The 12,054-nt window shown below is 70.9% G+C and carries 12 protein-coding genes; 2 read left to right on the plus strand and 10 right to left on the minus strand.

Translation table 11 applies throughout. The features are described from left to right. Positions 1 to 108 precede the first annotated feature (108 nt). From BIV03_RS03880 to glmS, 10 genes are all read right to left on the minus strand, one after another. Positions 109 to 831 (minus strand): DUF4190 domain-containing protein, encoded by a 723-nt coding sequence (locus tag BIV03_RS03880; protein ID WP_071294739.1) that lies wholly within the window; start codon positions 829 to 831, stop codon positions 109 to 111. A 123-nt stretch (positions 832 to 954) separates the two neighbouring features. Next, entirely contained in the window at positions 955 to 2,004 is a 1,050-nt protein-coding gene (gene tsaD / locus BIV03_RS03885; protein WP_071294740.1) for a tRNA (adenosine(37)-N6)-threonylcarbamoyltransferase complex transferase subunit TsaD, read from the minus strand. Then, positions 1,997 to 2,563 carry a ribosomal protein S18-alanine N-acetyltransferase gene (gene rimI, locus BIV03_RS03890; protein ID WP_071294741.1) on the minus strand — a complete coding sequence of 189 codons (567 nt, stop codon included), beginning with the start codon at positions 2,561 to 2,563 and terminating at the stop codon, positions 1,997 to 1,999. The genes tsaD and rimI overlap by 8 nt, the downstream gene beginning before the upstream one ends. Next, entirely contained in the window at positions 2,560 to 3,186 is a 627-nt protein-coding gene (gene tsaB, locus BIV03_RS03895; RefSeq protein WP_071294742.1) for a tRNA (adenosine(37)-N6)-threonylcarbamoyltransferase complex dimerization subunit type 1 TsaB, read from the minus strand. The genes rimI and tsaB overlap by 4 nt, the downstream gene beginning before the upstream one ends. A gap of 67 nt (positions 3,187 to 3,253) precedes the next feature. Next, positions 3,254 to 3,853, minus strand: coding sequence for an NAD(P)H-dependent oxidoreductase (locus BIV03_RS03900; protein ID WP_071294743.1), 600 nt, complete (start codon positions 3,851 to 3,853; stop codon positions 3,254 to 3,256). A gap of 45 nt (positions 3,854 to 3,898) precedes the next feature. After that, complete coding sequence (gene tsaE / locus BIV03_RS03905; RefSeq protein WP_071294749.1) at positions 3,899 to 4,372, minus strand: tRNA (adenosine(37)-N6)-threonylcarbamoyltransferase complex ATPase subunit type 1 TsaE; 474 nt, start codon at positions 4,370 to 4,372, stop codon at positions 3,899 to 3,901. Positions 4,373 to 4,419: 47 nt separating this feature from the next. Next, positions 4,420 to 5,580, minus strand: a complete 1,161-nt coding sequence (gene alr, locus BIV03_RS03910; RefSeq protein ID WP_071294744.1) for an alanine racemase — start codon at positions 5,578 to 5,580, stop codon at positions 4,420 to 4,422. Beyond that, complete coding sequence (gene alr / locus BIV03_RS03915) at positions 5,577 to 6,680, minus strand: alanine racemase (RefSeq protein WP_254790717.1); 1,104 nt, start codon at positions 6,678 to 6,680, stop codon at positions 5,577 to 5,579. The genes alr (BIV03_RS03910) and alr (BIV03_RS03915) overlap by 4 nt, the downstream gene beginning before the upstream one ends. Continuing rightward, the gene (locus tag BIV03_RS03920; protein WP_071294746.1) at positions 6,677 to 7,057 is read right to left on the minus strand and encodes a holo-ACP synthase; all 381 of its coding nucleotides are present in this window, start codon (positions 7,055 to 7,057) and stop codon (positions 6,677 to 6,679) included. Before BIV03_RS03920 ends, alr (BIV03_RS03915) begins: the two co-directional genes overlap by 4 nt. A 7-nt stretch (positions 7,058 to 7,064) precedes the next feature. Continuing rightward, positions 7,065 to 8,912, minus strand: a complete 1,848-nt coding sequence (glmS, locus tag BIV03_RS03925) for a glutamine--fructose-6-phosphate transaminase (isomerizing) (protein ID WP_071294747.1) — start codon at positions 8,910 to 8,912, stop codon at positions 7,065 to 7,067. Between the two features lie 70 nt (positions 8,913 to 8,982). Here glmS and BIV03_RS03930 point away from each other — a divergent pair, with 70 nt between their 5' ends. After that, entirely contained in the window at positions 8,983 to 9,468 is a 486-nt protein-coding gene (locus BIV03_RS03930) for a glutathione peroxidase (protein ID WP_071294748.1), read from the plus strand. 97 nt (positions 9,469 to 9,565) lie between these two features. Continuing rightward, positions 9,566 to 12,054: hypothetical protein (locus BIV03_RS03935; RefSeq protein WP_139199361.1), on the plus strand; the 2,489-nt coding region annotated here is incomplete at its 3' end.

Consider the following 12,054-nt stretch of genomic DNA (forward strand, 5'->3'; position numbering starts at 1 on the left):
ATCACCCACACCTTCACCGGCAAGTAGCGGTCAGCCGCAGGCACTGCGCCAGAGGGGCCCGTCGACCATCACGGTCGGCGGGCCCCTCTGTACGGTGCGAGACCGTGCTCAGCCGATGAAGGCGCCGGACCCGTAGTCGTCGTAGTTCGAGTACGAGCTCCCCATCGAGGCGAACGCGAACAGCCCGATGATCCAGAGGATCCACACACCGGTCATCACCCAGCCGGCGATGACACCGGTGAGTGCCAGGGCGCGCCCGCTCTCACCGGTCTGCTTGATGCGGCCGAGGGCGAGGTGGCCGAGGATCGCGCCGGCGGGACCGAGCAGGATCGCCATGAAGAACAGCGGGATGGCCCCGAGGCCGAACACGATGGACAGGATCGCCAGCGTGTTGGTCTTCGGGCGCTGCGCGTAGGGCTGGTAGCCCGCGGCCGCGTAGGGGTTCTGCTGGCCCGGGGCGGCGTACGGGTTCTGCTGGCCGGGGGCCGCGTACGGGTTCTGCGGCGCGGCGTAGGGGTTCTGCTGCTGCTGCGCGCCGTAGGGGTTCTGCGGCTGCTGCGCGGCGTACGGGTTCTGCGGCTGCTGCGGCGCCGCGTACGGGTTCTGCGGTGCGGCGTAGGGGTTCGAACCCTGCGGGGCGCCGTAACCCGGGTGCGCCTGCTGTCCGGACTGCCCCCACGGGTCGTTCGGCGCTGCCGCCGGTGCCTCGGGAGCGGACGCGCCGTACTGCTGCGGCTGCCCGGACTCGGGCTGGGCCGCACTCGACGGCACCGACGATGCGTTGCTGTCCGGCGTCTCGCCCGGCTTCGGCCACTGGTTCTGATCGGACACCGTCCACCCCTCTCGGCGCCACGGTCGTCGGCGCCTCATGTGAATCCTCCCACAGACACTCCCCTGCGGGCCGGACGCGAGCACGACGCAGACCGGACGCGGAACGGCGTCGGCCCGCGAGCGTCAGACCTGGACGGTCGTCACCGGCAGCGTCGAGTCCGCCGCGATCCCGAGGTCGCTCGGCGCGTGCCCCTCGGCGACGAGCCGGGCGCCGATCGCCGCGATCATCGCCCCGTTGTCCGTGCAGAGGTCGAACGGCGGGATGCGGAGCTCGACACCGGCCGCAGCACAGCGCTCCTCGGCGACGGCCCGCAGCCGGGCGTTCGCCACGACGCCGCCGCCGAGCAGGAGCCGGTGCACGCCGGTGTCCGCGCACGCACGCAGCGCTTTCGTGAGGAGCACGTCGACCACGGCCTCGCGGAAGCTGGCGGCGACGTCGGCCACGGGGACCTCGCGCCCCTCGTCACGGCAGCGCTCGACCCACCGGGCGACGGCGGTCTTCAGTCCGGAGAACGAGAAGTCGTAGCGGTGCGCGGCCATGTCCTTCGGCAGCGTCAAGCCGCGGGGGAAACGGATCGCGGTGGGGTCGCCGTCCGCCGCGGCCTTGTCGATCTGCGGGCCGCCGGGGTACGGCAGCCCCAGGAGCCGCGCGACCTTGTCGAACGCCTCGCCCGCGGCGTCGTCGATCGTCTCGCCGAGCAGTTCCACGTCGCCGACGAGGTCCTGCACGAGCAGCAGCGACGTGTGCCCGCCGGACACCAGGAGCGCCACCGTCGGCAGGTCGATCTCGGACCCGTCCGACCGGAGGACGTCGGCGCCGACGTGCCCGACCAGGTGGTTCACGCCGTACAACGGCTTGCCCGTCGCCACCGCGAGGGCCTTCGCGGCGCCGACCCCGACCATGAGCGCCCCCGCGAGGCCCGGCCCCGCGGTCACCGCCACGGCGTCGAGCTCGTCGAGGGTGACGCCGGCCTGCTCGAGCGCAGCGGTCAGCGTCGGGGTCATCGCCTCGAGGTGGGCCCGTGCGGCGACCTCGGGGACGACGCCGCCGTACCGCGCGTGCTCCTCCATGCTCGACGCGATGACGTTCGCGAGCAGGGTGTTGCCACGCACGATCCCGACACCGGTCTCGTCGCAGCTCGTCTCGATGCCGAGCACGAGTGGTTCAGCCATCGAGGGCCTCCTGTCCGATGGGGCCGACGCCGGACGGGCCGACGCCGGACGGCCCGACGCCGGACGGCCCGACGCTGGGAGCCGTCACGAGCTCCGCCCGCATCACCCACGCGTCCACACCGTCGGGCTGGTAGTAGCGGGGGCGGACGGCGATCCGCTCGAACCCGAACGCCGTGTACATCGCCTGGGCCACGGGGTTGTCGGCGCGCACCTCGAGGAAGACCTCGTGCACGCCACGCCGCCGCGCCTCGTCGAGGAGCTCGGTGAAGAGCACCCGACCGAGGCCCTTCCCCCGCTGGTCCGCCGCGACCGCGATCGTCTGGACGTCCGCCACGGGGTTGCCCGCCAACGAGGAGAGCCCGGCGTACCCGACGATCGTCGGCGCCCCGCCCTCGGTCGTCTCGACGACGACGTAGTACCCGTGCGGCGAGTACAGCTCGCCGGACATCTGCGACGCCGACCAGGCATCGGTCGGGAACGACGCGTGCTCCAGCCACATCACGTCGTCGAGGTCCTGCGGGTGGGCGCGCCGCAGGCGCAACCCGTCGGGCAGCGTCACTGCTTCACCCGCTTGGGCGCACCCGGCATCGTGACGTCCGGATCGCGGAGGTAGAGAGGCGCGTCCTCGGCGAAGGGCGCGCCGGAGGTGAGCCGGTCTGCGGCGAGCGCGCCGAGCCTCCAGGCCGGGATGGACAGGGCCGTCACGCGGTTCCAGCCCACGGCGTCAGGCCAGGAGGCGCGGATCGCCTCGTCGAGGTCTGCCGGCTTGGCGAGTCCGGGACCTGCGACGCGCGTGCCGGTCTGGCCGTAGGCGCTCCAGTAGACCTCGCGCCGACGCGCGTCCGTCAGGACGACGAACGGACCGGGTCCGTCCTGGTCGGCCGCGACCGCGTCGTGGCTGACCAGCGGGAGGACGGGGACGCCGCGTGCCGCGGCGAAGGTGCGGGCTGCGGCGATGCCGACGCGGAGGCCGGTGAACGGCCCCGGCCCCATGCCGGCGACGACGCCCGTGACGTCGGCGGGGGTGATGCCGGCCTCGTCGAGGACCTCGGCGAGGAACGGGCCGATGACCTCGGCGTGGCGGCGGCTGTCCTCGGTGCTGCGGGTCGCGAGGGCCTGCCCGCTGCCCGGGTCGACGACGGCGACCGAGGTTCCGGCGGAGGTGTCGATCGCGAGCAGCACGGTCCCATCGTAAGCGGCGGCGCGGTTGCTCGATGCCGATCGAGCGCCACTCCGGTGGCGGTCCCGGTCAGTGCTCGTCGTCCCGGACGACCGCACGCCGGACACCCTCGACGGCAGCGGCGACTCCTCGTTCGCGGACCGCCGCGTCCTCGTGCTCGGACTCGTGCACGAAGACGGTGGCACCGCGGCGCGCTCCGCAGAAGTCGACGACGCCGTGCTCGAGCTGGGTCTGCAGCGCCTCGCGGTACCCGTGCCGGTCGTAGACACCGGCATCGTCCCCGGCGACGGGCACGAGGTGGACGGTGAGCCGACCGAGGTTCCGGCGCATGCCCTCGTCGCCGCCGACGTCGAACGCCCACCCGTTCACGAAGACGCGGTCGATCCACCCCTTCAGCAGCGCCGGCAGCGACCACCACCAGACGGGGAACACCAGGACGAGGTCGGTGGCCCGGTCGATGCGCTGCTGTTCGGCGGCGACGTCCGTCGGGGCGTCCTCGCCGGTCCGGTAGGTGTAGCGGTCGGCGAGGGTGAAGCGCGGGTCGAAGCCCTCGGCGGCGAGGTCGGCGATCTCCGCCGTCCCCTCGGGCAACGTGCCCCGCAGTCGTTGCGCGACGTGGTGGGTCAAGGAGTCGGGGTCGGGGTGGGCGGTCACGATGAGCGTCGGCACACTGCATCTTCGCGAGGGCGGCTGGACGGCAGCAGGACCGCAGGGTCAGAGGACGGCGTCCGCCCAGCGCGGGCCGGAGGCGGTGACGACCACACGGCGCGGCTCGTCGGGGACGTCGTCCGGGTCGAGGTCGTCCGGGGTGCTGTCGTCACCGGCGACCGAGTCGTCGGCACCGGTCGCGCGGACGATCTCGACGTCGAGGACGCTGTCCGAGATGCCGTCGACGAACCCACGCCCCCACTCGACGACGACGATCGAGGCGTCCCAGTCGAGGTCGAGGTCGTCGAGCTCCACCGGGTCGGACAGCCGGTAGGCGTCGACGTGCACCAGGTCCGGCCCGGCCGAGGTCGGGTGTGTCCGGGCGAGGACGAACGTCGGGCTCGAGACCTGCCCGCGGGCGCCGAGCGCTGCGCCGAGCCCCCGGGTCAGGGTGGTCTTGCCAGCGCCGAGCGGACCGGTCAGGACGACGAGGTCACCGGCACGGAGGACGGCCGCGAGCCGGGCACCGAGTGCACCCATCTCCTCGGTGGTCCGGGCGGTGGTGTCGAGCAGCACGTGGGAGTCGGTCACCGTTCGCCCCGGAGGTACTCGGCGACGTGGCCCTCGACTCGGTGCCCTTCGTAGACGCGCGGCACCCGGGTGCCGATCCGGCAGACGATCTCCTCGCCGATGGTGCCGAGCGCGTCGCCCCACTCGAGGACCGTCATCTCGTCGTGCTCACCCGTGCCGAACAGCACGACGGTGTCACCGACCCGGACGTCGTCGTCGCCGACGTCCACGAGGAACTGGTCCATCGCGACGCGACCGGCGATCGGGTAGCGCGTGCCGCCGATCGCGACCTCGATGCGGCCCTGCGCCAACCGCGGGACGCCGTCCGCGTAGCCGACCGGGACGAGCGCGAGGGTGGTCTCGGCGGTGGTGCGGTACGTGTAGTCGTACGAGACACCGGTGTCGACGGGCACGCGCTTCGTCTTCGCGACCGACGCGGTCAGGGTCATCACGGGCTCGAGGCCGAGGTCGGCCGCCGAGACGCCGTCGGCACCGGGGATGCCGAACAGGTTCGCGCCCATCCGGACCATGTCCTTGCGGAACTCCTTGCGCTCGAGCCCGGCGAGCGAGGCGGCGACGTGCTCCGTCGGGATGTCGAGGCCGAGGTCGTCGGCCTGCTCGACCGCGTCGTCGAAGAGCGCCACGGCGGAGGCGTCCTCGTCGTCGGAGGACTCGGCGAGGTGCGTGTAGGCGGCCACGACCTCGATGCGCCCGTCACGCTGGGCGTCGCGGGCGAGGGCCACGAGGGCGGGCCAGTCGTCCGGCGTCGAACCGTCGCGGTGCAGGCCGGAGTCGAAGCCGAGGTGCACCCGGGCGGGACGCTGGTCGACGGCGTCGATCACCCGCTGCAGCTCCGGCACGTTCGAGACGCCGAGGTCGACGGCGGAGTCGATCGCGTCGCGGAAGTCCAGCGCGGGGTCGTGCTGCCACGTGAAGAGGTGGACGTCCTCGCCGACGCCGATCGACCGCAGACGCAGGGCAGCGGGGACCGTGAGCACGCCGATCCACCGGATGCCCGCGTCCACCGCGGCGAGGGCGATCGGCTCGAGGCCGTGCCCGTAGGCGTCGGCCTTCATGATCGCCATGAGCTCGACCGGGTCCATCCACTCGCGCACCAGGTCGAGGTTGGCGCGGTAGGCGTCGAGGTCGATCTGGGCTCGGCGCAGCGGCGCGTTCACGAGGTCCTCCGTTCGACGCTGCGGCCGACCCGGGCGACCACCTCGTAGTTGATCGTGCCGACTGCGGCGGCCCAGTCCTCGACCGCGGGGTCGCCGTTCGCCGGGTCGCCCCAGAGCACGGCCTCGTCGCCGATCCGGACGTCGGCGTCGCCGATGTCGACGTGCATGGCGTTCATCGCCACGCGACCGACGACCGGGAAGGTGCGGTCGCCGATCCGCACCGAGACGCGGTTGCCGAAGTCGCGGTCGAAGCCGTCCGCGTACCCGAGCCCGATCACCGCGAGCCGGGTGTCCGTCGTCGCACGCCAGGTGTAGCCGTAGCTGACGCCCTCGCCAGCTCGCACCGGGACCGTCCGGAGGACCGCGGCGGTCACGCGCATCGCGGGGCGGAGCCCGAGGTCGGCCGAGGTGCGGTCGGGGAACGGGCTGAGGCCGTACAGCGCGAGGCCGACCCGGGCGACGTCGTGCCGGGTCTCCGCGACTGCGAGGCTCGCGGCGCTGGCGGCGAGGTGCACCATGTCGGGAACGATGCCGTTCGCAGCGAGACCGTCGAGCGCCCGCTGGAGGGCGGCGTCCTGGTCGAGGTCGTCGGCGCGGGAGGCGTTCGCCAGGTGCGACATCAGGCCTTCGATGCGGGTGCGGTTGCCGCTGCGGGCAAGGCGACCGGCGGTGGCGAAGAGCTCGGACCACTCGGACTCGACCGCGCCGTTGCGGCTCAGGCCGGTGTCGACGCAGATGTGCACCGCGGGGACCTCGGAGTCGGCGGCGGCGGAGAGCTGGTCGACGCTCGAGACCGCCGGGGTGATGCCGTACTGCGCGGCGCGACGGAAGTCCTCGTCGGGGGCGTGCAGCCACGCCAGGATCCGGACACCCTCGTCGATGCCGGCGTGGCGGAGGGCGATCCCCTCGTCGATGTCCGCGACGCCGAGCCACTCCGCGCCGGCGTCCACGAAGGCCTGCGCGGACTCCGCTGCGCCGTGGCCGTAGCCGTTGGCCTTGACGACCGCGATGACGCCGGACGGTGCCACCTGTTCGGCGACGGTCGCGTAGTTGGCGATCAGCGCCTCCCGATCGACCGTGATGCCGGTGAACGCGCTCACCTGTATGCCCCTGTTCCTTCGAGGACCACGAACGCCGTCGCGATCCCTCCGTCGTGCGAGAGCGAGAGGTGCACGCTCGTCACCCCGCGCCCGTCCGCCACCTGGCGCGCCCCCTGGCGCAGCGTCAGCGACGGGTTCCGCTGGTCGTCGGAGACGACCTCGAGGTCCTGCCAGCTCAGCCCGGCGCTCGACCCGAACGCCTTGATCAGCGCTTCCTTCGCCGCGAACCGCGCGGCCAGCGACGCGATCGGTCGCGGTTCCCCGTCGCGGACGAGCTCCGACGGGGTGAAGAGGCGCGTGCGCATCGCGGGCGTCCGGTCGAGCACCCGCTCGAACCGTTCCAGGTCGACCACGTCGACACCGATGCCGATGATCATCGTGCGACTACTCGACGGTGACCGACTTCGCGAGGTTGCGCGGCTGGTCGACGTCGAGGCCCTTGGCCGCGGCGAGCTCCATGCCGAACATGTGCAGCGGTGCGACCGCGAGCAGCGGCTCGAACAGCGGCGTCGCGAGCGGGATGCGCAGCACCTCGTCGGCGAAGGGCAGCACGGCGGCGTCGCCCTCTTCCGCGATCGCGATCACCCGGGCGCCGCGGGCGCGGATCTCCTGGATGTTCGAGACGACCTTGGGGTGCAGCGACCGCGGGTCGCGCGGCGACGGGACGATCACGAAGACGATCTGCCCCGGCTCGATCAGGGCGATCGGGCCGTGCTTGAGCTCACCGGCGGCGAAGCCCTCGGCGTGGATGTAGGCGAGTTCCTTGAGCTTGAGGGCACCCTCGAGCGCGATCGGGTAGCCGACGTGGCGGCCGAGGAAGAGGACGCTCCGGGTGTCGGCCATCCAGCGGGCGAGGTCCTTGATGCCGGACGCGTCGTCGATGGTCTGCTGCAGCTTCGGTGCGAGCCCCTCGAGCTCCGCGACCTGCTCGGCGATCTGCTCGGCCGTGAGCGTGCCCCGCAGCGTGGCGAGGTGCAGCCCGAGCAGGTAGAGCGCGACGCCCTGCGCGATGAACGCCTTGGTCGACGCGACGGCGACCTCGGGCCCGGCGTGCGTGTAGATCACGGCGTCGGACTCACGGGGGATCGTGGCGCCCTGGGTGTTGCAGATCGACAGGACTTGGGCGCCCTGCTCGCGGGCGTACTTCACGGCCATGAGCGTGTCCATGGTCTCGCCGGACTGGCTGATCGAGACGACCAGCGTGCGGTCGTTCAGCACCGGGTCGCGGTAGCGGAACTCGTGCGCGAGCTCGACCTCGACCGGGACGCGGGCCCACTGCTCGATCGCGTACTTGCCGAGGATGCCGGCGTAGGCCGCGGTGCCGCAGGCGATGACGATGACCCGGTCGACCTGCGCGAGGCGGTCGGCGATCGGGTCGAGGTCCGTCAGCGTCACGGCACCGTCGTGCACGCGGCCGAGGATGGTCTTGGCGACGGCCTCGGGCTCCTCGCTGATCTCCTTCGCCATGAACGAGGTCCAGCCGCCCTTGTCGGCCGCGGAGGCGTCCCAGTTCACCTCGAACTCGCTCGGCGATGCCGGGGTGCCGTCGAAGTGGATGACGTCGACGCCGTCGGGGCGGATCGTGGCGATCTCGTCCTGCCCGATGGCGAGGGCGCGCTGCGTGTAGGCCACGAACGCGGCCACGTCGGAGCCCATGAAGTTCTCGCCGTCGCCGAGGCCGACCACGAGGGGGGAGTTGCGACGGGCGCCGACGACCACACCGGGCTGGTCGGCGTGCACGACGAGGAGCGTGAACGCCCCTTCGAGCCGCTGCACGGCCTGCTGCATGGCGGCGGTCAGGTCACCCGTCGCGCGGAACGACCGGGCGACGAGGTGTGCCGCGACCTCGGAGTCGGTCTCGCTGAGGAACGCGACGCCCTCGGCCTCGAGCTCGGCGCGGAGCTCGGAGAAGTTCTCGATGATGCCGTTGTGGATGAGGGCGAGCTTGCCGCCGTCGGCCAGGTGCGGGTGCGCGTTGCCGTCGGTCGGGCCACCGTGGGTCGCCCAGCGCGTGTGGCCGATGCCCGTCCCGCCGTCGGCGATGGGGTGCGATTCCAGCTCGTCCACGAGGGCCTGGAGCTTGCCCGCCTTCTTCGCGGACGCGAGCTCGTGCGACCCGTCCACGACGGCGATGCCCGCCGAGTCGTAGCCGCGGTACTCGAGCCGACGGAGACCACCGAGGAGGACGTCCTGGCTGCTGTTGCTGCCGACGTAGCCGACGATTCCACACATGGGGACGATCCTACGGTCTGGCTGGACGACGACCCTGCGAACCAGCAGGGCTGGGGATAACGTTTGGGACATGGGACGCTTCGACGACATCGCGATCACGACGCTGCACGGTGAGGACACCACGTTCGGGGCGTTCGCGGACAAGGCGGTGCTCGTCGTGAACGTCGCGTCGCGCTGTGGCCTCGCTCCGCAGTACGAGCAGCTCGAGGCGCTCCAGAAGGAGTACGGGCCCCGCGGCTTCACGGTCCTGGGCTTCCCGAGCAACCAGTTCCTGCAGGAGCTCGGCTCGTCCAAGGCGATCGACGAGTACTGCTCCACCACGTGGGGCGTCACCTTCCCGATGTCCGAGAAGGTCAAGGTGAACGGCAAGAGCGCCCACCCGCTCTACCAGGCGCTCAAGGAGACCCCGGACGCCGACGGCAAGGCCGGGCGGGTCACGTGGAACTTCGAGAAGTTCCTGGTCGCCCCGGACGGCACGGTCACGCGGTTCCGCCCGACGACGAAGCCGGATGCGCCGCAGGTGATCGCTGCGATCGAGGCGGCGCTGCCGGTCTGATCGCGAAGGCCGATCGAGAGTGATCGCGATCGCTATGTTCCAAGCATCACCCGTCTGCAATATGTCATATTGAACATCCGCACACGAAGGATGTTCCATGTTCCCCAACTCCATCCGGGCCTGCTCGATCGGCGCACTCGGCCTCGCTCTGATCGTCGCGCCCGTCATCGTCCCGGCCACGGCGCACGCCTCGCCCCACCGGCTCGATGTCGCTTCCAGCGCCGCTCCGGTGCCGTTCTCGATCACCTCCGGCACGAAGTACATCAAGGGTGAGCCGTTCTCGATCACCGGCACCGGCCCGCGGTCCAGCACCATTCAAGTTGCCTCCGACGATCCTGGCTTCCCGAGGGGCGCCGAGACCGACGCGGCCGGGAAGTGGTCGTACCCTCTGACGGATTTCGCGACTCGGAACGAGAGCCTCACCTTCGACTTCCGTACCATCGACGACGAATTCGAGCGGATCACCTTCTCCGTCGACCGCGACGACAAGGCCGTACCGCTCTCGATCACGTCGGGCACGAAGTACATCCGTGGCGAAGCGTTCACCATCACCGGCACCGGGCCTCGATCCAGCACCGTCGAGATCATCTCCGCCGAGACCGGTTTCAGCCGCACCGTGAAGACCGACGCCGACGGGAACTGGTCCTACCAGCTCAACGACTCCGCCACGCGGAACGACAGCCTCACCTACCACTTCCGCACCCACCTCGGCGAGTTCGAGACCATCACCTTCACCGTCGACCCCGACAACGAACCCGTCCCCTTCGCCATCACCTCCGGCACGACGTACATCAAGGGCGAACCGTTCACCGTCACCGGCACCGGGCCCCGATCGAACGCCATCGAGATCATCTCCGCCGAGACCGGTTTCAGCCGCACCGCGAAGACCGACGCCGACGGGAAGTGGGCCCACGAGCTCAACGACTCCGCCACGCGGAAAGACAGCCTCACCTACCACTTCCGCAGCCACCTCGGTGCGTTCGAGACCGTCACCTTCACCGTCGACCCCGACAACGAACCCGTCCCCTTCGCCGTCACCTCCGGCACGACGTACATCAAGGGCGAACCGTTCATGGTGACCGGAACCGCGCCACGCTCCAGCAAGCTCGAGGTCGTCTCCGCGGCCGGATTCGCCACCCTGGTCGACACCTCGACTGACGGCAAGTGGTCCTACATGCTCAACGAGTACGCAACGAACGCTGACGGCCTCGCCCTTCGCTTCCGGACGCACCTGGGCGAGTTCAAGGAGATCGCGTTCACCGCCGACCCCGACCAGCGGGCGGTCCCGCTGGCCGTCACCTCCGGAGTGACGTACACGCGTGGCGAGCCGTTCACCCTCACCGGTACCGCGCCACGGAACACCGGTGTCGCCATCAGCGTGCCGAGGGGCAGCGCCACTGCCGAGACCGATGCCGACGGCAACTGGTCGTACACGCTCGACGCGGAGCTCACGGACACCGACTCGATCGCGGTCGGTCTCGACAACCACCTCGGCGAGCACGAGAGTGTCACCCTGCAGGCCGATCCCGACGCACTCGCTGTCACGTCGGGCCGGTCGTACACGAAGGGCGAGCCGTTGACGGTCACCGGCACGGGCCCACGCTCCACTCCGCTCGAGATCTCGATCTCCGGTGGCGTCCCCGCGGTGATCGGGATCCGCGCGGACGGGACCTGGGCGTACGAGCTGGGTGCCCGCGCGACCGACGTCGACGAGCTCGTCCTCGGACTCCGACCGAACAGTGGCGACGCCAAGACCGTCATGCTCGCGGGGAAGCCGAGCACCAAGCCCGTCCCCTTCGCAGTCACCTCCGGTACGGAGTACGTGCAGGGAGAGCCCTTCACGATCACTGGTACCGGACCCCGCTCGAGCACGATCGACGTCTTCCCCGAGTACCTCGAGCTCACGAGGAACACGAAGACCGATGCGGACGGCAAGTGGTCGTACCAGCTCAACGAGTACTTGACTCGCTTCGACAGCCTGACGTTCGGCTTCCGCACGGTCGCTGGTGAGCACCAGACGATCACCTTCACGCCGGACCCCGACCAGAAGGCAGTGCCCTTCGCGATCACGTCCGACACGACCTACGGCAAGGGCGACGCCTTCACGATCACCGGGACCGCACCGCGCTCGACGACGCTCGAGATCACCAACGAGCACGGTGTCACGAAGAGCGTCGCGACCGGCGCCGACGGCACGTGGAAACACACTCTCAACGAGTCCGCGACGAACCGCGACCGCTTCACGTTGCGATTCCGCACCCACCTCGACCACTTCGAGTCGGTCACTTTCACTGCCGATCCGGCCAAACAACCCGCACCAGTGGTGATCACGTCAGGAACGACGTACACGAAGGGCGAAGCGTTCACCATCGCCGGCACCGCCAAGCCAAAGGCCGAGATCGGTGTGCGCATCGCGCTGATCGGCCCGATCGACCCGGTGACGGCCGATGCCGCCGGCAAGTGGTCCCTGGCGATCACCGCCGACCAGGCGAAGGAGGACCGCCTGGCCCTCGTGCTGACCGCGAACGGCAGCGACCAACGGCACGAGTTCACGGCGCGGGACGAAGCGACCGAGCCCGCGCTCCG

The organism is Curtobacterium sp. MCBA15_016, from assembly GCF_001865105.1.
Lineage (GTDB): Bacteria > Actinomycetota > Actinomycetes > Actinomycetales > Microbacteriaceae > Curtobacterium.